Genomic DNA, 23,878 nt, shown 5'->3' with positions numbered 1-23,878 from the left:
TCCCGCAAGAATTCCTTAACAAGAAGGGACAGAACAAAAACACTGACACAAATTGAAAGAAGAGAGGAAGAGAAAGATGACGATTACTAAAGAACAAGAAACAACTGTTGAAATGACACTAATGGATTATCTTCTTGATATGGAAGATTTTATCCAAGGTCAAAAGACACTTAATGCTATGAATGTTCGTAGACCTAAAGCAGCACTAGTTAAAATCATACAAGCTGACCTAGACGATTTTAAACAAAACGGCTTTGAAGATGGGGGTGAAGATTTCGCCGAAAATCTTACACTAACTATAACAGCTCTTGAAAATATGACCGATGATGAATATACCAAACTCAAGCAAGATATCCTTGAGTTTGAACCTGGTTCTTAAATGGGAAATATATTTTAAATGGTCATCTTAAAAAGATGTCCATATTGTCAAAGTGTGCAAGTTGTAAAACTGCACACTTAAAAAGAGAGTACAGTTTGGAAAAGTGTCACTCATTAAAGAGAGCGCAAGCGACAAAATCAGGGGTTTGGGGTCTTCCCCAAGATTAAAAAAGTATCGCAAAAACAGGGCCTAAAATAGAGGCCTGGTTCGAGCGATTTCTTTTTTATTTCAGTATGTGGGGCCCCACATACTATGCTTGCCAGATAGAAAGTATACCCCTATATCATGGGGTTTGTCCAGCACTCTATATCCATAGATTCGGCATAACCAAAGTAGAAAAAATTGGATTATTTTTACAATAAGCAAATAATGAAGAATGGTTTTATTTAGGTTTAAGTCACAAAATACTAGCTAAAAAAATAGGCAAACATGAAAGGATGTAACAAATGGTAAAGCGTGAAAGATACATAGAATGCAAACTACGACTAAACCCTAAAGAGGTTAAAGAATTAAAAAAACGTGTAGATCAATCAAGAAAAAGTCGCCAACAATTTCTATTAGAGTTAGCACTTAATGGGGAAGTTAATAACTATGACTATTCCGAACTTATGCAACTACGTCAAGAAGTTAATGCTATTGGGCGTAACGTCAACCAAATTGTTAGATACATTCATGAAACAGGAACAGTTGAACCCGAAGCCTTTGAGATGTTACGTCAAGAGATAAAAGAAATGAACAAGGTTATCATGACTGAGTTTAGAGAAGGGAATTTATTGAAAGAAAATGCCAATTACGAAAGTACTCCAAATCAAAAAGACTGAGAACCTAAAGAGGTCTATCAACTATATCACACAAGATGCAAAGACGTTGAAAGCAGAGACAAACACTTTAGAACAAGATTCATTTCCTATGGAGCTTATTGACGGGACTTTGTGTAAACGTCTAGTCAGTGGTCACAATCTTACTGATGAGTCTGATGCAGAAAATATATTTGACGACTTTGTTTTGATGAAAGAAAGTGCAGATATTTTTAATGGCCGTTCTGGATTGAACGCCTATCAATCTGATCTACATGACCCTAAAAAAGTTTTAGCACACCATATTATTCAATCTTTTTCACCTGAGGATAATTTAACCCCAGAAGAGGTTCATGAGATAGGTCGCAAAACTGTTATGGAATTGACGGGTGGACAGTATCAGTTTGTTATTGCAACACACTTGGATAAAGGACACTTACACAACCATATTATTTTAAACACTACCAATACCGTTACCCTGAAAAAATTCCAATGGAAGAAAAATACAAAACAAACTTTAGCAGCAATTTCAGATAAGTATGCAGAGATTGCAGGTGCTAAAGTTATTGAACCAAAACTAAATAATAGCTATACAAAATATTCTGCCTGGAGAAGACAAAACGTCTATAAGGTTGAAATAAAAGAACGTCTTGACTTTTTATTGAGGCACTCTCTTTCCCTGGAAGATTTCAAGGAAAAAGCAAAGAAACTAAATGTAACCGTTGATTTCTCAGGTAAGTATGTTAAGTATCGTTTAGATGACAAGGGGCAACAAAAGTTTACCCGTGATCGTACACTTTCCAAAAAAGGAAAATATTCTTTAGAGGAGATTAAGAAGGCTTTAGCAAAGAATGAAGTTGTTTATTCCAAAGAAGATGTTGCTGCAATGTACCAGGAAGAGCAAGAACAAAAAGAGGAAGACTTTGAGTATAAGTTAGATATCGAAGAGTGGCAAGTTGATGAAGTGACCTCACAAGGTATCTTTGTAACAGTTGATTTTGGTATTGACCAAAAAGGTCAAATCAAAATACCTGCACGGATGCTAGATCAGAACGAAGACGGAACTTTCACAGCTTACGTTAAACAAAAAGATTTCTTTTACTTTCTCAATCCTGACCACTCAAGTCAAAACCGCTATATCACAGGTGGAACTGTTATGAAGCAACTCTCACAAAAGAGTGGTGACCTCTTGCTTAAGAAAAACAAATACATTTCTAAGTTGGACCGCCTGGTGGATGAATTGAACTTTTTATCAGATAACAATGTCACTAACTCACAACAATACGAAGACCTGGAAAATAAACTCCTGGAACAATTAGAAGAAACCGACTTTGAGTTGGACCGTTTAGATGACCGTCTTTCAGAAGCTAACAAAATTATTGGAGCTTTATCAACTTATCAAGGCCAGTTGGCTAATGTAGAGGTTGCTGAAGAGATACTTGAGAAAAACCATATTGATAAGAATACAGACCCTTATCAAATGAAGAAAGTCTTGGAAGAAGTACAGTTAGAAAGAGCTGCTCTTAAAGAAAAACGTGATACGGTAGTAGCTAACTTAACCAAATACAAAACAATTGAGCAAGAGAAACAGCAGCATCAAAACAAAGAGAAGAAACAACAGCTTTAAAATATATCATTCAATAGGAATTGAAAACTGAATGGGGTATAATAACATAATGAATAATACAAATTTGAAAAAAACGATTGTTTTGATTGCTTTATTGACTGTGTTTTCGTTTATTACCCCCTTACTTTTAGATACTTTTCTTGGAGGACTATCTTTAGGAGAATTGTTGTCGTTTTATGCATCAATTTTTGGAACACTAATAACCTTAGTAGGTGTTGTTATGACCTTGAATTATCAAACACGACAATCAATGAGTGATGACGAGATCAAATATAAGCCTATCCTGAAAATTGATTCTGTTCCAACGGAATGTAAGGATTTTATTGGGAGGCGAGAAGTTCCTATTCTGTTTCCACCTAGTTATTCAATAAATGAATTTGATCAAGGAGATTTGAAGGATCCGTACTATTATCAATACAATGAAAACACAGAATTTCATATGATTATAAAAAATAAGGGTAGAGGGGAGGCAACGGCAGTTTCCCTAGACTCAGCAAAAATAGAGGACGTTAGTTGGGATGAGGAAAGTCATTTATATATTGGCACAAGTTTGCCGCTTTCCTTAGGTGATGAACTCTTAGTAGATGATCGAGTTGATATAATTGTGACTTTCCCAAAATTTTTATTTTTGAAAAAAGATGAAGACTATAATACTATCTTTATTGAGTTGATGTTGTCTTATGGTGATATGTTTGAAAGGAATAGACGAAAGTTGACAATATTATCAGAATTTCGGATAGACCCTTTAAAAAAAGAAAACACTCCTCACTTTTATAAAGACGGTTATGACTATTATCAGGTAAAGGTTAGATATATGGGGTCACAACAAAAAATAGAAGGACAGTAGGCTGTAGCCTATTGTCCTTTTTTTATTTTATTGCTATGATAGGCTTTGATAAACGGACAATAGGGTTAGGCAAAACAAGGAGGACAAAATGGCAAGAATTGGTTACGCTAGAGTAAGTACAATCGATCAGAATTTAGACCGACAGCTTGAACAACTGAAAGATACAGAAAAGATATTTAAAGAGGCTGCAAGTGGAGCGAATAAAGAACGTCCGCAGCTTAAAACCTTACTAGATTTTATTCGTGAAGGTGATATTGTTGTTGTAACTGAGTTGGAAAGACTAGGCCGTAATAACAAGGATCTAACGTTTATAATGAACTATATTCAAGAGAAGGGGGCAACTCTGGAAGTTTTAAACCTTCCAACTCTTAGAGGGATTGAGGATGACAATTTAAGAAGGCTGCTTAACAACCTGATCTTGGAAATATACAAATACCAGGCACAGGCAGAAAGAGAACGTATTAAGGAACGTCAAGCCCAGGGAATTGCTCTAGCAAAAGCTCAAGGAAAGTACACGGGTAGAAAAGCATTATTTACGGAAGATGATGAACGACTTAAGCACGCATTTGATTTGTACTTGTCGGGCTATTCAGATAAAGATGTAGCATCTATGACTGGGATCAATGAAAGAACCTTCAGAAGATACAGAGAGAAGTACAACATAGTAAGATAATTTTTCTATAAGTTGCGTTTCTATTTTCTAGCAGTAAAAGAAATATAATCGTCTTGCTATCCCTTTAGGAACCCCCAAGCTCGTGAGCTTGGGGGTTATGCTTTCCGTTAGTCGCTATTTTCATGTATTAACAAATACATGAGGACTAAAATCAGAATTACTTGTTCCATGCTATCACCTCCTTTTCGTCAGTGATAAACCACGCTTGCGTGGTAAACTGAAAACGAAAAGAGGGGAAGAATGGAACTGTTCCAGACATGAATAACGGAAAGCGTAAGAGTTTATTAGAACAACAAGCAAATATAAATATATTTATATACATAATTATATTTATATTTTGTTGACAAATTACTAAGGTTTTAGTATAATAACAGTATCAGAATTACTTGTTCCATGTACCTCAATCGGTTCATGGAAACGTTATGGAATTTCAACGTAACGTAGTAGAGCGCAGGAGTTATCCTGCGTTTTTTTATATATATTAGAATAACTAATAATCAACATAATTATAAATATATTTATGTTGACAAATATATTTATAATGATATAATAATAGTATAGTTAATCGAATTAAAAGGAGTATCCAAATGAAAATCGTGACATTAGCTGCTATTAAAGGTGGTGTAGGGAAAACTACTTTGGCTTATAATTGGGGAGAGGATCTAGCTAGGAAAGGAAAATCTGTTCTTTTTATTGATCTCGATCATCAATGTAATTTAACTCAAACCTATAATACTTTTGAGTCTGAAGGTACCGTCGCAAATATCTTCAGACAAAAGGGTGACGTGACCATTCATCATATTAAAAATAATGTAGACCTTATCCCTGGTTATATTCGTCTGGATAATATTGAAAAAGATCTTGAAACAAAGTCTTATAAAGATATGCTACTTTACATGTGGTTAGAGGATAACTATGAAAGTAAGAATTTAGGACAATACGATTATATTATAATTGATTGTCACCCTGACTTTTCGACAGCAACTAGAAATGCGGTAATTGTTAGTCATGCGGTTATAAGTCCTGTTATTCCTTCTGAACACGGTTATCATGCTAAGTTTAATCTCAAGGAGCGTATGGAAGAGCTGAAGGCTGAGACTTTTGATTTTAAAACCAGAGAAAGTTTTGTGACAGCTAACCTATTCTTTGTCGGCAACATGATTAAACACAACACAAAATCTTCTAAGGAGTTGATAGAAGCACTAGCTGAAGAAGATGATGTTATTGGATTTATTCCACAAAAAGAACTTTTTAACCGTTCAACGATGGATAAGGTTTCCCTTCCTGAGATGAAAGAAGATAAGGTGATTTATCAACATAATAAAAAATTCTTTGATGATCTTGACGTGACTTTTGAAGAAATTACTGCTAAACTATAAATATAAACATAAATATAAACATAAACACAAATATAATTATTTCTAGGAAAGGGATATCTAATGGCATTTGATAAAAACAATAAAAATATTAGTGAAATGTTGAAGGCTACTGAAGAAAAAGAAACAAAACAAGAAGTAGTGAGGGTTGTAGAAGATTTTGAAAGAACAAAGCAGTTCCAATTCACGCTGCAACCTTCCGTGCGTGAAAAAATTGCTTTACTAGCAAAGGAGAATGGTTATCGTTCGGCTTCATCATTTCTAAATGACTACTTTAAGAACTTATAAACATAAATATAAATATAATTATGTTGACCTATTAAAAGTAGGTCTTTTTTAATACATTGGAGGGAAAATGACAGCATCATTTAGTGAATTAGAGTTTCATCAAAAATTGAGGGAAAATAATCAGCAATTTTTCCTTAAGATGGTAGCTTCTTATGAGAAGACGATAGCAGCAAGCATGAGGGCTCAAGGCTTTAAGAGAATTAATCAAAAAGAACGGACAGTGACGTTCTCTTTTGGCACCATGACTTTTTCAAGAAGTCGGTGGAAAAAAGGAGATATTATTAGAGTCCCTTTAGACGAAAAATTAGGGCTTATACCACGGCAACGCTTTTCACAAGAGTTTCTATACTTGGTGACTATTTTGGCCTCTTTTATGCCTTACCGTAAAGTCGTTGAGGTATTTGATTTATTACAAGATATTGGTATTTCAAAGAATGTCGTTCATAGGGCTGTGTCTGAAGCAGGTAATCTCATCAAGCAAAAAGAAGAGTACGATTCTTGGGCTTTATCAGAAAGTATCGAACGAAAGGAAAAAATCCAGACCGACATAATTTATATTGAAGGTGATGGTGTTTGGGTGAGAAAGTCGGAACGATCCTCCATAGAATTAAGCCATTTTGTCGTACACACGGGTTCTGATAGTAGCTGTAGAAAGAAACTGCAAAATAAATTTGAAGTTATTAACTTAAAAGTGAAAAAAGCTAAAGATACACTGCTTGATTATATAACAACTAATTTTGAGCTAGCACCAGGAACAACTATCATCACAAACTCAGATGGAGGAAAAGGCTACACCCCGTCATCATTCCGTGAATTTGTTAAATTTTGTTCCAAGGGTGAGCATATTCACTTTTGGGACCCCTACCATGTTAGTGAGGGTATCAAGAAAAATCTTACTCCTATTTCTTGCGATTTAGCTGATGCTGCAGTCAAGAAAATTAGGAAAAGAGACAGGACAGGCCTAAAGGTAATCTTAGATACAGCAGAGTCGCTATTAGAGACAGATGCTAAGATAGAGTCATTTCAGGCCTTCAAGAAACGTATCATCAATGACTTTAGCTATACGGCATCACCAAAGGATAGAGGTCTAGGGGATTTAACCATTGGTGTGATGGAGTCACAACACAGAAAAATGACATATCGAATGAAAAAACGTGGTATGTATTGGTCAGAAGAAGGTGCTGTTGCTATGGCTCAAATAATTTTGTTGTATTATTCAGGAGATTTACGGGATATATTTTTTGGTAGTTGGAGAAAAGAATACAAAAAAATAAAAAAACTAGATCATTTTGATCTAGTTAGGGGAGAAAATAAAAGTGAGCATTTGATCCCTGGAGCAAGAGTTGCACGTGATGGTTTGACTCCTATGATTAGGAAATTATGATAATAGAAAATTAAAAGAACCCTTGATATTATAGGCTTTTAAGAAACTTTATTTAGCAAAAACACTTGCAATATGCTCTAATTGTGGTATAATAATCTTATAGATAAAACACGAGAAAAAGACGGAAGGTGTTCGCGCACCTGCCGCCTTACCGATTAAACAAAGGGCAGCTTTGCTTAATCAGTTTAGAATTATTGTATCATCAAGATAACAGTAAAGTCAAGACTGAAATGAGTGAAAACGCTACACTTTTTCGGTCTTTCTTTTATGTTCTCTTGGTGATTTTAATTTCTCCCAAAACAAGACACATACGTTAATAAGTTTTTCCTTGCAATATCTCCTATTCTTTGGTAAAATCATATCTTGTGAGTGCACCTCACTTACTCGTGGAGAAAGACCATGAGTCATTAGACCAAAAGAGGAGGAAAATATCAATGGCTAAATACGAAATTCTTTATATCATTCGTCCAAACATTGAAGAAGAAGCTAAAAACGCTTTGGTAGCACGTTTCGATTCTATCTTGACTGACAACGGTGCAACTGTTGTTGAATCAAAAGATTGGGAAAAACGTCGTCTTGCATACGAAATCCAAGATTTCCGTGAAGGACTTTACCACGTTGTTAACGTTGAATCTGATAACGATTTTGCTCTTAACGAGTTTGACCGTCTTTCAAAAATCAACGGTGACATTCTTCGTCACATGATCGTTAAACTTGACGCGTAAGAAGGTAGATTATGATTAATAATGTCGTACTCGTTGGTCGCATGACCCGTGATGCGGAACTTCGTTATACACCAAGTAATGTTGCAGTTGCTACATTCAGTCTTGCAGTTAATCGTAACTTCAAGGGTGCTAATGGTGAACGTGAAACTGACTTTATTAACTGTGTTATCTGGCGCCAGCAAGCTGAAAATTTGGCTAACTGGGCTAAGAAAGGCGCATTGATTGGAATTACAGGTCGTATTCAGACTCGTAACTATGAAAATCAACAAGGTCAACGTGTTTACGTAACTGAAGTTGTCGCTGATAATTTCCAAATGTTGGAAAGCCGTGCGGCACGTGAAGGTCACAGTGGTGGTTCTTACAACGCTGGAGGATTTGATAATTCAAATTCATTCGGTGGAGGAGCTTCAACTGGTGGTTCATTTGGTGGATCACAACCTGCACAATCTACACCAAACTTCGGTCGTGATGAGAGTCCATTTGGTAATTCAAATCCAATGGATATTTCAGATGACGATCTCCCATTCTAAGAATGGACAAAACGAATTAAATATATAAAGGAGAAATAAACATGGCTCAACAACGTCGTGGCGGATTCAAACGCCGTAAAAAAGTTGATTACATCGCAGCTAACAAAATCGAATATGTTGATTACAAAGATACTGAGCTTCTTAGCCGTTTCGTTTCAGAACGTGGTAAAATTCTTCCACGTCGTGTAACAGGAACTTCAGCTAAAAACCAACGTAAAGTAACAACAGCGATTAAACGCGCTCGCGTTATGGCACTTATGCCTTACGTAAACGAAGACTAAAAATAATGCCCTCGACTGAGGGTGTTTTTTTCTGCCTTGATTTTGTAGGCTTTTGTTATTTCTAGGGCTGACAGTGGAGAGTTTTATTTTATACTTTAGGGAAAAAGAAAAACCAACTGGTCTTCTCATTTATCTTGAGGAGCTAGTTGGTTGGTTTGTGGTATATAGAGTGTGTTTTCTAAGAAATCATCAAATTTTTGGTCGTTAACGAGGATATCGACATTATCTTTGAAGACCTTGAAGCGGTTTGATAACCAGTGTGTTTTGATATCCGTCCAATTATTGAAGCGGCTCCACCTGTAAGGAAGTGTAGGGTCCTGTTTTTCAAAGACATAGATACTGCCATCTTTTTCATAAGCTATAGCCGTGTGGAAATTGCTGACATCACCAGGGCTACTTTGAAAGACTGAGAGGAGTTTAACCTTTTTTGGGAACTTGAGTCCAGCTTTTTTCCAAGCTTTAAGGAGGTCATCCGTAGACTGATAGCTGATATTATCCCCAAAGAGGAGACTATAGAGAGCTTGATCCTTGGCAGTTAGCTCTTTGTGGCGTGACTTAAGATCTATAAATTCGTTTTGAAGGGGGAGGTCCAATTTGGTGAGGTCCTCTGAACTTGTAATAAGATCATGAAGAAGGAGGAACGATGTTCGTCGGCAGTTTAAGTCATCAGTAAAATGTGATTTGTTATCTTCGAAAGTTTTTTCATTAAGGAAGGTGACAAATTGATTTTGATCCTTGCCGATTTTACTTTGGGTCCATTTTTTGACAACAGGTTGGAGGTTTGTATTTTCCTGATTGTAACGACTAATATAAGGGGCTAGATTGTCCCAGTCTTTTGTCGGAATGCCCTTGCTTTTTAAGGCTTTTGCTAGCTGTTTTTCCTGAGTAGAAGTCGTCACATTGTTAAAACTATAGTAAGCTTGATAGTTTTTCTGAGTATTCTTGTGGCCACAAGCCATAAGTAGTAGGCAGCAAGCAATGATTAGTAGAGGGAATTTGATACGCATCTATTGGAATTCTTTCTTTTGTCTATTAACTTTAACATTTTAGTATAGAATAGCCAACTGTGTCAAGATTTCTGACGTAAAAAAGCACCCATAAAGGTGCTTGAGGTTGAGAATGATTAAGATGCAGGTGCGTAAGTACTTTGAACGTTGTAGTGACGTTTGAAGAAGTATTTGGCAACACCAGCGATGACACCAATGATAAGGATCACAATTGGTGAAAGACCAGGGTTAAGGTAGCTTGGAAGAAGGGCTGTAAGACTAAAGAGAGCAAACCATGCAATAAAAGAGAGTGTGATGACGGTCATGCTGAACCACCATTTTGGACGTTCTTCTTTTGGTTTGTTATTGTGACGGTAGATGTAGTGATAAGGGGTATACATAGCAAGGCCTCCAATGAATGACACTGAAAGAAGGGTTGTGAGACCGTAGCTAGTTTGTGTACCTGAGAAACCAAAGATTGCGTTCATGATAGCAACGATGGCTAGAAGGAAGAGTGAGGTATCAAGCCACATCTTCCAAGGTGTTTTATCTGTTTCTGGCACTTCTTTGTTAGGCTTACCAGTTTCAGGTTTATGGTGTTTTTCAGGAGAGAAACTAGCAGCCCAAACAGTTGGAGCACCAAGGAGTCCACGTCCTGTAATTCCTTTTTTTTGATTTTCGATAAGTTCAGGAATGACATTGCCAAGAATGTCTTTGATTTCTTGGTCTGATTTACCATCTTTGATGAGTTGGTTAGTTGCGATGTGGATAAATTCTTGGTTTTTCTTGGTGAGTTTTTGGATGTCCATGAGATGACCTTTCGATAAATAGTATTATTTTTTTAGTTTTGTAGTTTAGGGAAAAGAAGAGGCTCTATGTTAGAACCATTTTTTCCTGATAAAGTAGATAACAACGCAGGATGACCCGAAGGCTGCCATGAAGAAGATGACCCAAAAGGCGTTATCTAAATCGTTTAGAGGCATAGAATTGTTTTTAAAGTTCATACCGTAGGCGGAGAAGATAACGGTTGGGATGTCCAGAGCCATAGTCATGAGAGCGAGTGTTTTCATGATTGTGTTCTGGTTATTGCCGATAATAGAGGCAGAGGTTTCAGCCATGGCATTCAAGACATTTTCATAGATGCCTGCCATCTCAATGGCCTGTTGGGTTTCGACCAGTGTATCTTCCAAGAGATCCTCGTCCTCGATATATTTTTTCAAGCTAGAGGCGTTACCTGTTAGCTTTTTGACAATTCGCTCATTCATCTTAAGTGAGGCTTTTAGATAGACAATGGATTTTTCCAATTCCATCATGTCAATCAAGTGCTCGTTTTTAGTCGCATTTTCCAACTGAGCTTCCAATTTATCACTCTGACGGTCGATAGAGCGTAGGGCAGTTAGGTAAAGTTGAGCATTGCGATAGAGAATCTGAAAGACAAAACGGGTCTTCATGAAGGTGTAGAAGTTACGTACACGGTGGTTGAGGAAGTTATCCATGAGACTAATGTCCTCAAGACAAGTAGTAACAACCACCTCATCGGTAACGATGATACCCAATGGAATAGTGACGTAGTAGCTTTTGTTATTACGCTCTTCATGGGTTGGAACGTCGACCAGAATTAGGGTGTAGTCATCTTCGACATCGATACGTGAAGTTTCTTCCACGTCCAGAGGGGCACGGAGGTCTTGAATATCAATGTTAAACCGTTCTGCGACCTTCATGGCTTCTTCTTGGGAAGGGTTCACCAAATGAATCCAAGCACCAGGCTCGAATGTTTCAATTTCATTGAATTCTTTTCCGGTGGATAAGAACATCTGTTTCAATGGGAACCCCTCCTTCGTCATTAAGTAAGCGCTAGCGTCTTGATTATAAAAGGATTTGTAGAATCGCTTTTAAGTCCAATTAACACTGCTCTTAACTTTTTTAGTGCTGTCAAAAGAGGCTTGGGATGATGTTCCTTGCCTTTTTTAGACACTCCACCATTATACTACATTTGAAACATTTTTGGGCTGGATAAATTGAAATTTTGTTATAATTATGAGAGAAAGTCGGGATGGATTTTCCATCCGTCTGTAGAAAGGAGCGGCAGTAGCTTTTGGGCTAGGGCCTCTTAAAAATATGCAAGATAAGTTAGTGATTCATGGAGCAAGAGCTCACAATTTAAAAAATATCGATGTGGAGATTCCGCGTGATAAACTGGTGGTGGTGACGGGCTTGTCAGGTTCTGGTAAGTCTTCCTTGGCCTTTGATACCATCTATGCAGAGGGGCAACGTCGTTATGTGGAAAGTCTCTCAGCCTATGCCCGCCAGTTTTTGGGAAATATGGAGAAACCTGATGTGGACTCGATTGATGGTTTGAGTCCTGCCATCTCCATTGACCAGAAAACAACAAGCAAAAACCCTCGTTCGACGGTCGGAACGGCAACAGAGATTAATGACTATCTTCGTCTTCTGTATGCGCGTGTGGGTGTCCCTTATTGTCCTAATGGTCATGGAGCCATTCAGTCGTCCTCTGTGGAACAGATTGTGGACGAGGTTCTAGCTCTTCCTGAGCGTACGCGTATGCAGATTTTAGCGCCGATTGTTCGTCGTAGAAAAGGGCAACACAAGGCCGTTTTTGAGCGTGTACAAAAGGACGGTTATGTTCGTGTTCGTGTAGATGGTGAGATTTACGATGTCACAGAAGTGCCAGAGTTGTCTAAGTCTAAGATGCATAATATCGAAGTGGTTGTGGACCGCTTGGTGAATAAGGATGGTATCCGTAGTCGTCTCTTTGATTCGGTTGAGGCGGCCCTACGTTTAGCAGATGGCTACTTGATTGTGGATACCATGGATGATAATGAGCTGCTTTACTCAGAACATTATTCTTGTCCGGTTTGTGGCTTCACAGTGCCAGAGTTAGAACCTCGTCTCTTTTCATTCAATGCGCCATTCGGCTCTTGTCCGACCTGTGATGGTTTGGGTAATAAACTGGAAGTTGATATGGATTTGGTTATCCCTGATGCTAGTAAGACCTTACGTGAAGGTGCTCTGGCGCCTTGGAATCCTATTTCGTCCAACTACTATCCAGCCATGCTTGAGCAGGCTATGGAGCAGTTCGGCGTGGATATGGATACGCCATTTGAAGATCTTAAAAAAGAAGAACAAGATTTGATTCTCTACGGATCTGGGGATCGTGAATTCCATTTCCATTATGTTAATGATTTTGGTGGGGTGCGTGATATTGACATTCCTTTTGAAGGGGTTGTGACTAATATCAATCGTCGCTATCACGAGACCAATAGTGATTTCACTCGCAATGTCATGCGAGGTTATATGAATGAGCTGTCATGTCCAACTTGTCATGGCTATCGTCTTAACGAAGCAGCACTCTCGGTTCGTGTTGGTGGTGAGAATGGCCTCAATATTGGTCAAATCTCTGATTTGTCTATTTCAGATCATCTTAAGGAAATCGATAACCTTGAATTAGGTGAAAACGAGGGAGTGATCGCTCGTCCAATTGTTAAGGAAATCAAGGATCGCTTGACTTTCTTAAATAATGTAGGCCTTAATTATTTGACTCTCTCTCGTATGGCTGGAACCCTTTCAGGTGGTGAGAGTCAGCGTATCCGTTTGGCGACACAGATTGGCTCTAACCTTTCTGGAGTCCTATATGTGTTGGATGAGCCTTCTATTGGGCTTCATCAGCGTGACAATGATCGCTTGATTTCAAGTCTTAAAAAGATGCGTGACTTGGGCAATACTTTGATTGTGGTGGAGCATGATGAAGATACCATGCGTGAGGCTGACTGGCTTATTGATGTGGGACCTGGTGCTGGTGCCTTTGGTGGGCAAATCATGGCCTCGGGAACCCCAGAGGAAGTGGCTAAAAACAAAAAATCAATTACTGGTCAGTACCTGTCAGGTGCTAAATCAATTCCTGTTCCTCTGGAACGCCGTGTAGGGAATGGTCGTTTTATTGAGGTTAAAGGAGCCAGTGAAAATAACCTTAAGAATGTGTCTGTCAAATTTCCACTTGGGAAATTAATCGCAGTGACAGGTGTTTCTGGTTCTGGGAAGTCAACTTTGGTTAACGGTATTCTCAAGAAAAAGATTGCCCAAGAGCTTAATCGAAACAGCGAGAAACCTGGGAAACATAAATCGGTGACTGGAATCGAGCATATCGAACGTTTGATTGATATTGACCAAAGTCCAATCGGGCGTACTCCACGTTCCAACCCTGCAACCTATACAGGCGTCTTCGACGATATTCGTGATCTTTTTGCTCAAACCAATGAGGCCAAGATTCGCGGTTACAAGAAGGGGCGTTTCTCTTTCAATGTCAAGGGTGGCCGTTGTGAAGCCTGCTCTGGTGATGGGATTATTAAGATTGAGATGCATTTCTTGCCCGATGTTTATGTACCTTGTGAGGTTTGTCATGGCACACGCTATAATTCTGAGACCTTAGAAGTTCGTTATAAGGGGAAGAATATTGCTGAAATTCTGGATATGACAGTTGATGATGCGGTTGATTTCTTTGCGGCTATCCCTAAGATTGCTCGTAAGGTGCAGACCATCAAGGACGTGGGGCTCGGGTATGTGACCCTGGGGCAACCAGCCACAACCCTATCAGGCGGTGAGGCTCAGCGTATGAAACTGGCTAGTGAGCTTCACAAACGCTCTACTGGGAAGTCTTTCTACATTCTCGATGAACCTACGACTGGTCTCCATACAGATGACATTGCTCGTCTCTTGAAGGTACTTCAGCGTTTTGCGGACGATGGTAACACGGTTCTCGTGATTGAGCACAATTTGGATGTTATTAAGACCGCAGACCATATTATTGATTTGGGTCCTGAAGGTGGTGTCGGTGGAGGTACTATCGTAGCTACAGGGACTCCAGAAGAGGTAGTAGCCGTTCCAGAAAGCTACACAGGACAATATTTGAAAGAAAAATTGACATAAAGTAAAAAGACTCTTTGAGTCTTTTTTTGCTTTAGGCTGGTTTAAGTTGAGCTTGCTATTCTATGGTTAAGAAAAAACATACAGGAGTCAGACTATGGTTAAAAAGCGTTTTTTTATAGGCTTTAATGGTATTCTTCTAGCCCTATTTCTAGATGTTTGTCTTTTGATTAGCATCCGTACAGTGGATCATCACGGCCATTTTCAATCAGCAACAGATAAATGGGAGACTTTGCTTTACGTTTTAGGACTTTATTTTAGTTTTCTCCTTTTTGAGGTTATTATTTATCTTATTCTGAAACACCGTAGAAATAAACAAGTTTTGGAACAGGTCTTATAAAGGCCTGGATTTTTGTGTTGAGTGATAGTGACATTTATGTCACTATTTTTTTGAAAAGAGAGAACCTATAATGACCTTATAGCCAAACCCACTAGGTTATCAAGACAATTAGTTTTTGAATAGTCCAAGTGGTTATTGCTGTATTTATTTTTGACAAGAAAGGAGAAATAAGAATGCGAACTAAGGCATATGGCGAAGAGCTCACTGCTGAAACGTTAGAAAATGTCACAGGGGGTGATTTTGTATCTAGACCTCAAACCTTACCTGAACGATTGGGTTGGAACAAATGGTGGTTGAAAAGAAGACCTCCTTATGGCGATTAGAAGTTACCATGAGTACCAAATATGGGAAAGAGAAATATGGATAAACAGAAGAATAATCTTATTAGAAGTTTAAGCATTGTTATCGTGATTGTCTGGCTATTTATTGTGATCATAAATGCTACGCTAAGTCTCACCGAAGGCGTTGCCTTTATTGACCATTGTCTCGTCTGGTCAACACTTTCGCTAGCTTTTTCTTTGTTTGCGCTTAGGGTAGCGGGTAAGGATAAGGAGAAATGATTTTCTCTGCTAATTGTTATAGTCTTAGGTTGAGTTTCTTTGCTTAGCCTTTTCTTTTTGTCTTTAATTCTATGGAATGGTGACATTTATGTCACTATTTTTTATCTTGTTAAGCTCTTATAATGAAGTCATAGCTTGGACTTAGTAGCTAAGAGCTGGTGAGAAAGCTAACTTTAGAATTTTATTTAGAAAGGAGCTTTGTAATGTTAGAAGAAAAACAATTATTTACGGTGTTGTCCAATGATGATTTAGAACAAATCAGTGGTGGTTTCAATCCAGTTAAATATGGTAAGTACGTTATTAACGAATTTGTAAAAGGTTTTCGTCAAGCGTGGTAGGTAGTCGAAGTCAATGAAATAAAGAATAGGAGAGAACATGAAAAATACATTTCAAAAAATTGATATTAAAGATTTAGCAATTGTAGTTGGTGGAAGTATTTACTCATCTGTAGGATATGGAGTCGGAGTAGTTACTCACACGGTTTATGATTTTGGTCGTGGATTTGTAGATGGATTTAGAGGTTAAGGGAAAATGTATATGGATACAATGATGATGGATAAATTTGATTCTTTAACCTTTGATAAGCTTTCTGAAATTGTTGGGGGAAATGTAGCATATGACATTGGTTATGGAGTTGGACAAGTAAGTTATATTGCAGTTGAGATTTTAAAACTGAGAAAAATAAGATAGCAGATTATTAAATAACTCTTATTTTCATGAGAGTTAAAAAGAATAAGCGTTATAAGTTTTCATCGTCCAAGTGAACTATTCACTTGGATGTTAAAGATTTATATTAGAAATATATTTAAACAAAGAAAGGTAAATACATGACAGTGCTAGCGGTGAAAGGCTTAACCTATAGTTTTGGAAAGCAAACCGTTTTGGATAATATCTCGTTCACGTTAGAGAAGGGGGATATTGCCGGTTTGATTGGTAATAATGGTGCAGGGAAGACAACCCTGATGAAACTAGTTTCAGGTATTTTGGCAGGACCCAAGGATATTATTGACTTAAAAACAAGAACTGTAGGAGCCTTGATTGAAGCTCCAGCCCTATATCCTAACATGACTGTTGAAGCAAACCTTAAATTTTATTGTAAATTGTACAGTAAGGATTATGAGTTGATTGACCGTTATAAGGACGAGTTGGAGGTAGCAGCCTATCTTAAACGCAAGGCTTCCAAATTGTCTTTGGGAATGAAGCAACGTGTGGGTTTGTTTATCGCCTTAGTTGCTTCAGATGAACTCATCCTTCTTGATGAGCCTACAAATGGTCTAGACCCTAATGGAATCAACAGTCTCCTCACATTAATTAAAAAGTTAGCTAAAAATCATGGCCTAACCTTTATTATCTCAAGTCATATCCTGTCTAACCTTGAACAGGTTTGTACGAAAAACTTTTTGTTGAAGAATCATAAGCTGATTTACTTAGATGACAGTAATAATGTCAAATACAAGATTTATACTGAGGATTTAAGTTTGAAGTCATTGATGTCTCTGCTCAAATTAAATGGTCTATCTTTTGAACGACAAAAGCATGACATCTTAGTCAAAGGATTAGCAGCTGTTAAGCAGGTTATGGATCGGGAGGGGATTCCTTTTACTTATGAAAAAGAAGGATTAAGTGAGGTGCTATTCAATGAAAAGTAAATTGAGAACGGTATTTTTAAAGCAGGAATGTGTGACGAGGAGTGTTTTTATTTGTCTTGGATTGGTAGCCTTGATTGGTGCAATTGTAATCTTATGTGATGGCTATAAGGGAGATTACCTTGGGCCATCAGCGATTATTGCCAGTTATTCCTTTATCGTGGATATCGTCTTTGCTTATCTAGCAGTATCTAGTCTTGGACGAGAATTTCAGAATCGAACAATTAATATGATTCGGGTGTCTTCCTTATCTGGACGCGAGGTTATTCTTCGAAAACTCTTAAGTTTCCTTGTGTTATCTATAGTTGCTGCTACTATTTTGGTTTTGGAGTTGGCCTTCTACAAGTATTCTGTGCAGCATGTAGATTTTTCTTTGTGGGATTATATCAGAGACATCTATATTGATTTCCTACTCTATGGAGCCTTTATTTATATGGTTTCCTCTTTGCTTGTCTTGTTTGTAAAAAATACCTTGACAGCCTTTGTAACGGCTTATTTTGGAGTAACAGGAATGACTTTCTTCACCCTCTATTTGGCTAGTTTAGGGGATACCATGACTAAGCTGATGACTTATGTGCCATTTAGTTTTATGCGAGCAGTTTTTACTAGCGGTCAACAGTTCTTCAGTCTTCGCGAAGCCCTTGTTTTGTTTGCTTGGACTCTGGTTTTGCTCTTCTTTGCGCCAACTATCTACGAAAAGCGAGCCTTTGTATAATGCTAATAAAGTCAGAGTTTCATCTGGCTTTTTCTTTATGACATCAAAAAAACACTCTAAAATGCCAATTTAATCCTTTAAAGTCTGAAAATTTGGTATAATTAACCTAAAATACCAAAGGAGTAATTCATAATGCAACTTAGACTTGAACGATTTGATGCCAAACTTGCCCAATCAGGCCTTGATGCCTTGTTGGTGACAGGACAAAAAAATATCTATTATTTAACAGATTTCTGGGGGACAAATGCGACTGTCTTCATTACTAAGAATCGTCGCCTCTTCTTAACGGATTCACGTTATACCCTCATTGCCAAACAATCTGTGCATGGCTTTGATATTATCGAAAGTAAGGATCCGCTTAAGGATATTGTTAAAATTATCGAGGCTGATAAACTGGAAATAATCGGATTTGATAATCAGGTATCATTTGCTTACTATCAAGGTCTTCAAGCGATTTTTGAAGGCTACACTTTATCACCACAAAGCAACTTCATGGAAGAGTTGCGTATGATCAAGGACGAAAAAGAATTGGCAACTATCCGTAAGGCTTGTTCTATCTCAGACCGTGCCTTTACAGATGTGCTTGATTTCATTAAACCCGGTCAAACAACAGAGCTACAAGTGGCAAACTTCCTAGATTTCCGTATGCGTGAGTACGGAGCTTCAGGGGTTTCCTTTGAGTCTATCATTGCTTCAGGTTACCGTTCTGCTATGCCTCATGGGGTTGCTTCAGAAAAGGTTATCCAATCTGGTGAAACCTTAACGATGGACTTTGGTTGCTACTACAACCACTACGTTAGCGATATGACTCGTACTATCCATATTGGTGACACCACTGATGAGGAGCGTGAAATTTATGATATCGTTCTACGTTCTAACCAGGCCTTGATTGACGCAGCTAAGGCTGGTATGACACGTCGTGACTATGATAAGGTTGCGCGTGATGTTATTGTCGAAGCGGGGTACGGTGACTACTTTACACATGGTATTGGACATGGTATCGGTCTTGACATTCACGAGATTCCTTACTTTGGTAACTCTGATGAGACTATCGAAGCTGGTATGGTCTTGACGGACGAGCCAGGTGTTTATTTGGCTGATAAATACGGTGTTCGTATCGAAGATGACATCATTATCACAGAAAATGGTTGTGAATTGATTACCCTTGCGCCTAAGGAATTGATTGTTCTCTAAGATTTGGAGGAATACTTTATGCCAAACCGTTTATCTTGGCAAGATTATTTTATGGCTAATGCAGAGCTGATTTCTAAGCGTTCTACGTGTGACCGTGCCTTTGTTGGAGCTGTTTTAGTCAAGGACAAGCGTATTATCGCTACAGGTTATAACGGCGGAGTTTCTGAGACTGATAACTGTAACGAAGTAGGCCACTATATGGAAGATGGTCATTGTATTCGTACGGTACACGCAGAGATGAATGCCCTTATCCAATGTGCCAAAGAGGGGATTTCTACCAAAAATACAGAGATTTATGTGACTCATTTTCCTTGTATCAACTGTACCAAAGCTCTCTTGCAAGCTGGTATTGTTAAGATTACATACAAGGCCAATTATAGGCCCCATCCCTTTGCGATTGAATTGATGGAACAAAAAGGCGTTTCTTATTTGCAACATGATGTTCCAGAGGTTCACTTAGGAATGGATGACTAGTTTGTTCTTTGAAAAAAGCCTGAGGATTGGGCTTGAATCTATAAAACATTTGAGCCATGCTATCATTTATGGTAAAATAAACTGATAATAATTTTTTACAAAGAGGTATTTAATAATGATTGAAGCAAGTAAACTCCGTGCGGGTATGACTTTCGTAACTAACGATGGCAAATTGATCAAAGTTCTTGAAGCTAGCCACCACAAACCTGGTAAAGGTAACACAATCATGCGTATGAAATTGCGTGATGTTCGTTCAGGTTCAACTTTTGATACTAGCTATCGTCCAGAAGAAAAATTTGAACAAGCAATCATCGAAACAGTACCAGCGCAATACTTGTACCAAATGGATGATACTGCATACTTCATGAACACTGAAACATATGACCAATATGAAATCCCAGTAGCCAACGTTCAAGAAGAATTGAAATTTATCCTTGAAAACTCAGATGTAAAAATCCAATTCTACGGAACAGAAGTTATTGGTGTTCAAGTGCCAACAACTGTTGAATTGACTGTTACTGAAACACAACCATCAATCAAAGGTGCAACAGTTACAGGTTCAGGTAAACCTGCAACACTTGAAACTGGTCTTGTGGTTAACGTTCCAGACTTTATCGAAGCTGGTCAAAAATTGGTTATCAACACAGCTGAAGGTACTTACGTATCACGTGCCTAAGCCCGACTAAGTCTTTCAAACCACTGGTTTGAAGGCTTTATTTTCCAAACTAACGGAAAGGAAACATGCGATGACTACAGAAAATATCGGTGAAATTGTAATTGCCCCTCGCGTGCTCGAAGTGATTACAGGTATCGCTGCAACTAAAGTGGAAGGTGTTTACGCCCTTCAAAATAAAAATGTTACGGATAGTCTCAGCAAAACAAGCTTGGGACGTGGTGTTTACCTCCGAACAGAAGAAGATGGTACTGTAAATGCTGATATCTACGTCTCACTTCAGTATGGGGTTAACGTACCAGCGGTTTCAATTGAAATTCAAAAGGCTGTTAAAGCAGCTGTCTATGATATGGCAGAAGTGGCAATTTCAGAAGTCAATGTTCACGTTGAATCTATTGTTACTGAAAAGTCACAAAAACCAGACTTGGCTGAATTGTTTAACGAGGATTTTTTGAATGACTAATATCTTTAAAGATTCACGTCGTGACCTTCGTGAGCGTGCTTTTCAAACGCTTTTTGCCCTTGAATTTGGTGGAGAAGCTCTGGAACAAGCACATTTCGCTTACACTTATGACAAGCCAATTGACGAAGAAACTGAAGTTGATGTACCAGCCTTTCTTCTTAGCCTAGTAACAGGTGTCCGTGAAGAGTTGGCCCAACTTGATAGTCAAATTGAAGAAAAGTTGAAAGAGGGTTGGAGCCTCTCACGTTTGATTGTGACAGATCGTACTCTCCTTCGTTTGGGACTTTATGAAATCACGTCATTTGAAGAAACACCAGGACGTGTAGCTATTAACGAAATCATTGAAATCGCTAAAAAATATTCTGATGAAACATCTGCTAAGTTCATTAATGGTGTACTTAGTCAGTTTGTGACAGATGAAGCATAAGCAAAAGAAGTTGAACGTTGTTTCAACTTCTTTTTTTCTACAAATGTAACAAGAAAAAGTCGCAAGCGGAGATTTCTTGCGACTTTCATTTATATACTGCCACCAGCAATCAGACTCACTGGAAGTACATAATCACGATTAACTGTTTTGCCTTTAATTTTCTTGAGAAGAATTTCGACACAAAGCTTAGCAATTTCATCCAAAGGTTGTTGGATAGTTGCTAACTCTGGGTAGAAGTGACGGATAAAGGCGGTACCGTCATAACCGATGATTTTTAGGTCATCTGGGATAGAAAGTCCCAATTGTCTAGCTATCTTCATAACCAAGATAGCTGTTAAATCGTCCGAAACAAAGATGCCATCTGGTTTTTCACGAGAGATAATAGATTTGATTTCTAATTCTCGTCGCATGAGAGACAAATCGTTTGGAACAGGACAAATAATACCTTTCTTGTCCAATTCATAATTAAAACCTAGTTGACGAAGTCCTGTTGGAGAATCCGAATTATCATAGCCTGTAATCATGACAATGCGTTGACAGCCAGCCTTGACCATAGCTCTTGCGGCTAACTTGCCACCTTCAAAGTTGTCAGACGAAACAATGGGAATCTTTGGAGCGAGATTACGGTCGAAGGCAACGATGGGAGCTTCAACCTTCTCATAATCCTCAATACCAAGATTGTGACTAGACGAGATGATGCCGTCACATTGGTTGGCGGCAAGCATCTCCAAATAGTCTCTCTCCTTGTTAGGATCATGCTCACTATTACAAATAATGGTTTTATAGCCTTGCTTAAAGAGTTCATCCTCAAGACGTTCAATAAGTTCGGCATAAAATATATTGGAAATATTTGGGAAAATCAAGCCAACGAGTTTGGCCGACTTTCCTTGAAGACCTCGAGCTAAATTATTTGGTTTATAGTTGAGTTCTTGCATAGCAGCGTGAACTTTGTCAATGGTCTTCTGTGAGAGGTAGCCCTTTTTGTTTATGACGCGAGAAACTGTGGTTGGGCTCACACCAGCCAGTTCGGCAACGTCAGTAAGCTTTGCGACCATAAATCACCTTAGTATTTCAAGTCGAAGTAGTGCCCAGAAACGTTTCCTGATGTTACTTTGATACCAGTTTGTTCTGCACTTGGGAAAACACGACTAGTGAAGACTTTCTCACCTTTGTTGAAGTAAATTTCAACGATTGAGTTATCTACAAAGATGTTTGCTGTTGCAGCATGACCGGCATCAAGTGTACATTCACGACTTGTTCCAAAGTCAGTAGCATATTGTTCACCAGCTTTAGAACGGTCAAGGATAACTTTTCCGTTTTCAGTATCAACTGTAAGTGACAAGCCATTCCCTTCTTGGTCTGCGAAGAGGACAAGTTCTGTTTGAGTGTTAGCTTCAAAGTTAAGTTCAAGCTCGTAAGTGTTAGTTGTTGCCGTTTTTTCAGAGAAATCTTCTTGGCTAGCACGTAAGCTTGTAATGGCTTCGACTGGATATTGGTAGAGTTTGCCATCTTTAATAGACAATTCTTTAACCAAGCTCATAGCCCCTTGGTAGTCGTATTTGTCAGTTGGATAGTCCACATCTGGAAGACCGATCCAGCTGACAATAAGGGCACGACCATCTGGAGTATTAAAGCCTTGAGTTGCATATGCTTCAAATCCGTAGTCCAAGTTGATAATTGGTGTGCCATCAACGAGGGCAGGTTTTTCTGTGTCGAAATCTTGGAAAATCTTATAAGTGTTAGGGTAGATGTTACCGTAGTCAAGTTCAGCTTTATCGAGACCTTGTGGGCTATAAAGAAGAACAGGTTTGCCATCTACAAAGACAAGGTTAGGACACTCAATCATGTACTCTGACCCAGTGCCACCAAAGTCAAGATTACCAACCTCAACCCAGTTTTCGACATCATTGTCTACTGCCTTGTAAAGTTTGATATAACCTTGTTTATCGTGGTTTTGAGCACCTACGATAGCGTAGAATTGTCCCTTGTAATCGAAGATTTGAGGGTCACGGAAGTGCCCAGTAGCGTCAGCAGGTTGTTTGATAAGAACCTTGTCGAATTTTTCGATTTTGCCGTCTTTATCCATCCAAGCGCCGATTTGACGTGGGTCACGAATCCAGTTTTCATCACGAACGTTCCCAGTATAGAAGATAAAGAGTTTATCACCGATTTGATAAGCAGAACCTGAGTAGGCACCGTGGCTATCATTTTCATGGTCTGGCAAGAGTTTGACACCAGTTTCTGTAAAGTGAACCAAATCTTCAGTTTCAGTATGCACCCATTGTTTCAAACCATGAGCAGCTCCAAATGGCCAACTTTGGTAGAAAAGTTGGAACTTACCATTAAAGTAAGAAAAACCGTTTGGATCATTAAGAAGCCCTGTTTCTGGTTCGATATGGTAACTTGCACGCCAAGGTGATTTAGCGACATTTTCTCTAATCTTTGTTTTTTCTTCGTCTGTCCAATCTGCGTATGGACGGTAACGAACTTCTGTTGGTAGATTCATATTTAGTAATCTCCTAATCTATTTGTTAATAATATAGTAAACGTTT

30 protein-coding genes are annotated in these 23,878 nt (G+C 38.4%); 25 read left to right on the top strand and 5 right to left on the bottom strand.

Going from position 1 to position 23,878, the window contains the following annotated elements; translation table 11 throughout:
- Positions 1 to 76 precede the first annotated feature (76 nt).
- The 11 genes from A6J31_RS07950 (at position 77) to rpsR (ending at position 8,907) form a co-directional block, all read left to right on the top strand.
- Entirely contained in the window at positions 77 to 379 is a 303-nt protein-coding gene (locus tag A6J31_RS07950; RefSeq protein ID WP_080610902.1) for a hypothetical protein, read from the top strand.
- Between the two features lie 446 nt (positions 380 to 825).
- Complete coding sequence (locus A6J31_RS07945; protein ID WP_080610900.1) at positions 826 to 1,200, top strand: plasmid mobilization protein; 375 nt, start codon at positions 826 to 828, stop codon at positions 1,198 to 1,200.
- Entirely contained in the window at positions 1,163 to 2,803 is a 1,641-nt protein-coding gene (locus tag A6J31_RS07940; protein WP_080610898.1) for a helical hairpin domain-containing protein, read from the top strand. The genes A6J31_RS07945 and A6J31_RS07940 overlap by 38 nt, the downstream gene beginning before the upstream one ends.
- A gap of 49 nt (positions 2,804 to 2,852) precedes the next feature.
- Positions 2,853 to 3,650: a hypothetical protein gene (locus tag A6J31_RS07935; RefSeq protein WP_142390726.1), complete on the top strand. Its 798-nt coding sequence runs from the start codon at positions 2,853 to 2,855 to the stop codon at positions 3,648 to 3,650.
- Between the two features lie 88 nt (positions 3,651 to 3,738).
- Positions 3,739 to 4,323: a recombinase family protein gene (locus tag A6J31_RS07930; RefSeq protein ID WP_080610894.1), complete on the top strand. Its 585-nt coding sequence runs from the start codon at positions 3,739 to 3,741 to the stop codon at positions 4,321 to 4,323.
- 587 nt (positions 4,324 to 4,910) lie between these two features.
- On the top strand, positions 4,911 to 5,702 hold the full coding sequence (locus A6J31_RS07925) for a ParA family protein (protein WP_073949510.1): 792 nt from the start codon (positions 4,911 to 4,913) through the stop codon (positions 5,700 to 5,702).
- Between the two features lie 96 nt (positions 5,703 to 5,798).
- The gene (locus tag A6J31_RS07920; RefSeq protein WP_371596158.1) at positions 5,799 to 5,987 is read left to right on the top strand and encodes a hypothetical protein; all 189 of its coding nucleotides are present in this window, start codon (positions 5,799 to 5,801) and stop codon (positions 5,985 to 5,987) included.
- 67 nt (positions 5,988 to 6,054) lie between these two features.
- Positions 6,055 to 7,371, top strand: coding sequence for an ISLre2 family transposase (locus A6J31_RS07915; protein ID WP_080610893.1), 1,317 nt, complete (start codon positions 6,055 to 6,057; stop codon positions 7,369 to 7,371).
- 434 nt (positions 7,372 to 7,805) lie between these two features.
- Positions 7,806 to 8,096, top strand: a complete 291-nt coding sequence (rpsF, locus tag A6J31_RS07910; RefSeq protein ID WP_002884188.1) for a 30S ribosomal protein S6 — start codon at positions 7,806 to 7,808, stop codon at positions 8,094 to 8,096.
- Between the two features lie 11 nt (positions 8,097 to 8,107).
- A complete protein-coding gene (locus A6J31_RS07905; RefSeq protein ID WP_002891844.1) occupies positions 8,108 to 8,626 on the top strand; it encodes a single-stranded DNA-binding protein in 519 nt (172 codons plus the stop codon).
- A 41-nt stretch (positions 8,627 to 8,667) separates the two neighbouring features.
- Positions 8,668 to 8,907, top strand: coding sequence for a 30S ribosomal protein S18 (rpsR, locus tag A6J31_RS07900; RefSeq protein ID WP_000068665.1), 240 nt, complete (start codon positions 8,668 to 8,670; stop codon positions 8,905 to 8,907).
- Between the two features lie 125 nt (positions 8,908 to 9,032).
- On the opposite strand, the gene A6J31_RS07895 is transcribed toward rpsR, so the two are convergent.
- The 3 genes from A6J31_RS07895 to A6J31_RS07885 form a co-directional block, all read right to left on the bottom strand.
- Positions 9,033 to 9,914, bottom strand: coding sequence for a DUF4300 family protein (locus tag A6J31_RS07895; RefSeq protein ID WP_080610891.1), 882 nt, complete (start codon positions 9,912 to 9,914; stop codon positions 9,033 to 9,035).
- 116 nt (positions 9,915 to 10,030) lie between these two features.
- Positions 10,031 to 10,702, bottom strand: a complete 672-nt coding sequence (locus tag A6J31_RS07890; RefSeq protein ID WP_014635046.1) for a DUF1129 domain-containing protein — start codon at positions 10,700 to 10,702, stop codon at positions 10,031 to 10,033.
- 69 nt (positions 10,703 to 10,771) lie between these two features.
- Positions 10,772 to 11,716: a magnesium transporter CorA family protein gene (locus A6J31_RS07885; RefSeq protein WP_064523089.1), complete on the bottom strand. Its 945-nt coding sequence runs from the start codon at positions 11,714 to 11,716 to the stop codon at positions 10,772 to 10,774.
- 295 nt (positions 11,717 to 12,011) lie between these two features.
- On the opposite strand from A6J31_RS07885, the gene uvrA reads away from it, so the two are divergent.
- The 14 genes from uvrA (at position 12,012) to nusB (ending at position 21,326) form a co-directional block, all read left to right on the top strand.
- On the top strand, positions 12,012 to 14,837 hold the full coding sequence (gene uvrA / locus A6J31_RS07880; RefSeq protein ID WP_064523086.1) for an excinuclease ABC subunit UvrA: 2,826 nt from the start codon (positions 12,012 to 12,014) through the stop codon (positions 14,835 to 14,837).
- Positions 14,838 to 14,931: 94 nt separating this feature from the next.
- Positions 14,932 to 15,174 (top strand): DUF3923 family protein, encoded by a 243-nt coding sequence (locus tag A6J31_RS07875; protein ID WP_080610888.1) that lies wholly within the window; start codon positions 14,932 to 14,934, stop codon positions 15,172 to 15,174.
- A gap of 173 nt (positions 15,175 to 15,347) precedes the next feature.
- On the top strand, positions 15,348 to 15,497 hold the full coding sequence (locus tag A6J31_RS11555) for a hypothetical protein (RefSeq protein WP_014632605.1): 150 nt from the start codon (positions 15,348 to 15,350) through the stop codon (positions 15,495 to 15,497).
- A gap of 36 nt (positions 15,498 to 15,533) precedes the next feature.
- Positions 15,534 to 15,734: a hypothetical protein gene (locus A6J31_RS07870; RefSeq protein ID WP_064523080.1), complete on the top strand. Its 201-nt coding sequence runs from the start codon at positions 15,534 to 15,536 to the stop codon at positions 15,732 to 15,734.
- A gap of 203 nt (positions 15,735 to 15,937) precedes the next feature.
- On the top strand, positions 15,938 to 16,072 hold the full coding sequence (locus A6J31_RS07865; protein ID WP_037599086.1) for a bacteriocin: 135 nt from the start codon (positions 15,938 to 15,940) through the stop codon (positions 16,070 to 16,072).
- A 37-nt stretch (positions 16,073 to 16,109) separates the two neighbouring features.
- A complete protein-coding gene (locus A6J31_RS11550) occupies positions 16,110 to 16,259 on the top strand; it encodes a hypothetical protein (protein WP_021152571.1) in 150 nt (49 codons plus the stop codon).
- Positions 16,260 to 16,271: 12 nt separating this feature from the next.
- Entirely contained in the window at positions 16,272 to 16,424 is a 153-nt protein-coding gene (locus tag A6J31_RS11545; RefSeq protein ID WP_164555397.1) for a hypothetical protein, read from the top strand.
- Positions 16,425 to 16,561: 137 nt separating this feature from the next.
- Positions 16,562 to 17,383 carry an ABC transporter ATP-binding protein gene (locus A6J31_RS11540; protein WP_064523077.1) on the top strand — a complete coding sequence of 274 codons (822 nt, stop codon included), beginning with the start codon at positions 16,562 to 16,564 and terminating at the stop codon, positions 17,381 to 17,383.
- Positions 17,373 to 18,095, top strand: a complete 723-nt coding sequence (locus tag A6J31_RS07855) for a hypothetical protein (RefSeq protein ID WP_225791566.1) — start codon at positions 17,373 to 17,375, stop codon at positions 18,093 to 18,095. Before A6J31_RS11540 ends, A6J31_RS07855 begins: the two co-directional genes overlap by 11 nt.
- A gap of 132 nt (positions 18,096 to 18,227) precedes the next feature.
- On the top strand, positions 18,228 to 19,289 hold the full coding sequence (locus A6J31_RS07850) for a M24 family metallopeptidase (protein ID WP_013991173.1): 1,062 nt from the start codon (positions 18,228 to 18,230) through the stop codon (positions 19,287 to 19,289).
- A gap of 18 nt (positions 19,290 to 19,307) precedes the next feature.
- The gene (locus A6J31_RS07845) at positions 19,308 to 19,763 is read left to right on the top strand and encodes a deoxycytidylate deaminase (protein ID WP_002884736.1); all 456 of its coding nucleotides are present in this window, start codon (positions 19,308 to 19,310) and stop codon (positions 19,761 to 19,763) included.
- Between the two features lie 115 nt (positions 19,764 to 19,878).
- Complete coding sequence (gene efp / locus A6J31_RS07840; RefSeq protein ID WP_002891830.1) at positions 19,879 to 20,439, top strand: elongation factor P; 561 nt, start codon at positions 19,879 to 19,881, stop codon at positions 20,437 to 20,439.
- 70 nt (positions 20,440 to 20,509) lie between these two features.
- A complete protein-coding gene (locus A6J31_RS07835) occupies positions 20,510 to 20,899 on the top strand; it encodes an Asp23/Gls24 family envelope stress response protein (RefSeq protein WP_002884704.1) in 390 nt (129 codons plus the stop codon).
- Positions 20,892 to 21,326, top strand: a complete 435-nt coding sequence (gene nusB / locus A6J31_RS07830; RefSeq protein WP_002884506.1) for a transcription antitermination factor NusB — start codon at positions 20,892 to 20,894, stop codon at positions 21,324 to 21,326. The genes A6J31_RS07835 and nusB overlap by 8 nt, the downstream gene beginning before the upstream one ends.
- Before the next feature lie 89 nt (positions 21,327 to 21,415).
- Here the strand turns inward: nusB and A6J31_RS07825 are convergent, their stop codons facing one another.
- Together A6J31_RS07825 and A6J31_RS07820 are read right to left on the bottom strand one after the other, a co-directional pair.
- A complete protein-coding gene (locus A6J31_RS07825) occupies positions 21,416 to 22,381 on the bottom strand; it encodes a LacI family DNA-binding transcriptional regulator (protein ID WP_013991172.1) in 966 nt (321 codons plus the stop codon).
- Positions 22,382 to 22,389: 8 nt separating this feature from the next.
- The gene (locus A6J31_RS07820; RefSeq protein WP_105291383.1) at positions 22,390 to 23,832 is read right to left on the bottom strand and encodes a sucrose-6-phosphate hydrolase; all 1,443 of its coding nucleotides are present in this window, start codon (positions 23,830 to 23,832) and stop codon (positions 22,390 to 22,392) included.
- Positions 23,833 to 23,878: the final 46 nt, after the last annotated feature.

The organism is Streptococcus sp. FDAARGOS_192 (assembly GCF_002073815.2).
Classification (GTDB): Bacteria; Bacillota; Bacilli; order Lactobacillales; family Streptococcaceae; genus Streptococcus; species Streptococcus salivarius_H.
The sequence above is the reverse complement of the archived record's forward strand: the minus strand, read 5'-3'. Positions and strand labels throughout refer to the sequence as shown.

Bases quoted from the DNA above. Each gene is read 5' to 3' on its own strand.
- efp (WP_002891830.1), top strand. From the start codon at position 19,879: ATGATTGAAGCAAGTAAACTCCGTGCGGGTATGACTTTCGTAACTAAC.
- A6J31_RS07870 (WP_064523080.1), top strand. From the start codon at position 15,534: ATGGATAAACAGAAGAATAATCTTATTAGAAGTTTAAGCATTGTTATC.
- A6J31_RS07890 (WP_014635046.1), bottom strand. From the start codon at position 10,702: ATGGACATCCAAAAACTCACCAAGAAAAACCAAGAATTTATCCACATC.
- A6J31_RS11550 (WP_021152571.1), top strand. From the start codon at position 16,110: ATGAAAAATACATTTCAAAAAATTGATATTAAAGATTTAGCAATTGTA.
- A6J31_RS07845 (WP_002884736.1), top strand. From the start codon at position 19,308: ATGCCAAACCGTTTATCTTGGCAAGATTATTTTATGGCTAATGCAGAG.
- A6J31_RS07835 (WP_002884704.1), top strand. From the start codon at position 20,510: ATGACTACAGAAAATATCGGTGAAATTGTAATTGCCCCTCGCGTGCTC.
- A6J31_RS07850 (WP_013991173.1), top strand. From the start codon at position 18,228: ATGCAACTTAGACTTGAACGATTTGATGCCAAACTTGCCCAATCAGGC.
- A6J31_RS07930 (WP_080610894.1), top strand. From the start codon at position 3,739: ATGGCAAGAATTGGTTACGCTAGAGTAAGTACAATCGATCAGAATTTA.
- A6J31_RS07875 (WP_080610888.1), top strand. From the start codon at position 14,932: ATGGTTAAAAAGCGTTTTTTTATAGGCTTTAATGGTATTCTTCTAGCC.
- A6J31_RS07905 (WP_002891844.1), top strand. From the start codon at position 8,108: ATGATTAATAATGTCGTACTCGTTGGTCGCATGACCCGTGATGCGGAA.
- A6J31_RS07950 (WP_080610902.1), top strand. From the start codon at position 77: ATGACGATTACTAAAGAACAAGAAACAACTGTTGAAATGACACTAATG.
- A6J31_RS07825 (WP_013991172.1), bottom strand. From the start codon at position 22,381: ATGGTCGCAAAGCTTACTGACGTTGCCGAACTGGCTGGTGTGAGCCCA.
- A6J31_RS07820 (WP_105291383.1), bottom strand. From the start codon at position 23,832: ATGAATCTACCAACAGAAGTTCGTTACCGTCCATACGCAGATTGGACA.
- A6J31_RS11555 (WP_014632605.1), top strand. From the start codon at position 15,348: ATGCGAACTAAGGCATATGGCGAAGAGCTCACTGCTGAAACGTTAGAA.
- rpsF (WP_002884188.1), top strand. From the start codon at position 7,806: ATGGCTAAATACGAAATTCTTTATATCATTCGTCCAAACATTGAAGAA.
- A6J31_RS11545 (WP_164555397.1), top strand. From the start codon at position 16,272: ATGGATACAATGATGATGGATAAATTTGATTCTTTAACCTTTGATAAG.
- nusB (WP_002884506.1), top strand. From the start codon at position 20,892: ATGACTAATATCTTTAAAGATTCACGTCGTGACCTTCGTGAGCGTGCT.
- rpsR (WP_000068665.1), top strand. From the start codon at position 8,668: ATGGCTCAACAACGTCGTGGCGGATTCAAACGCCGTAAAAAAGTTGAT.
- A6J31_RS07920 (WP_371596158.1), top strand. From the start codon at position 5,799: ATGTTGAAGGCTACTGAAGAAAAAGAAACAAAACAAGAAGTAGTGAGG.
- uvrA (WP_064523086.1), top strand. From the start codon at position 12,012: ATGCAAGATAAGTTAGTGATTCATGGAGCAAGAGCTCACAATTTAAAA.
- A6J31_RS07915 (WP_080610893.1), top strand. From the start codon at position 6,055: ATGACAGCATCATTTAGTGAATTAGAGTTTCATCAAAAATTGAGGGAA.
- A6J31_RS07895 (WP_080610891.1), bottom strand. From the start codon at position 9,914: ATGCGTATCAAATTCCCTCTACTAATCATTGCTTGCTGCCTACTACTT.
- A6J31_RS11540 (WP_064523077.1), top strand. From the start codon at position 16,562: ATGACAGTGCTAGCGGTGAAAGGCTTAACCTATAGTTTTGGAAAGCAA.
- A6J31_RS07940 (WP_080610898.1), top strand. From the start codon at position 1,163: ATGCCAATTACGAAAGTACTCCAAATCAAAAAGACTGAGAACCTAAAG.
- A6J31_RS07855 (WP_225791566.1), top strand. From the start codon at position 17,373: ATGAAAAGTAAATTGAGAACGGTATTTTTAAAGCAGGAATGTGTGACG.
- A6J31_RS07945 (WP_080610900.1), top strand. From the start codon at position 826: ATGGTAAAGCGTGAAAGATACATAGAATGCAAACTACGACTAAACCCT.
- A6J31_RS07935 (WP_142390726.1), top strand. From the start codon at position 2,853: ATGAATAATACAAATTTGAAAAAAACGATTGTTTTGATTGCTTTATTG.
- A6J31_RS07925 (WP_073949510.1), top strand. From the start codon at position 4,911: ATGAAAATCGTGACATTAGCTGCTATTAAAGGTGGTGTAGGGAAAACT.
- A6J31_RS07865 (WP_037599086.1), top strand. From the start codon at position 15,938: ATGTTAGAAGAAAAACAATTATTTACGGTGTTGTCCAATGATGATTTA.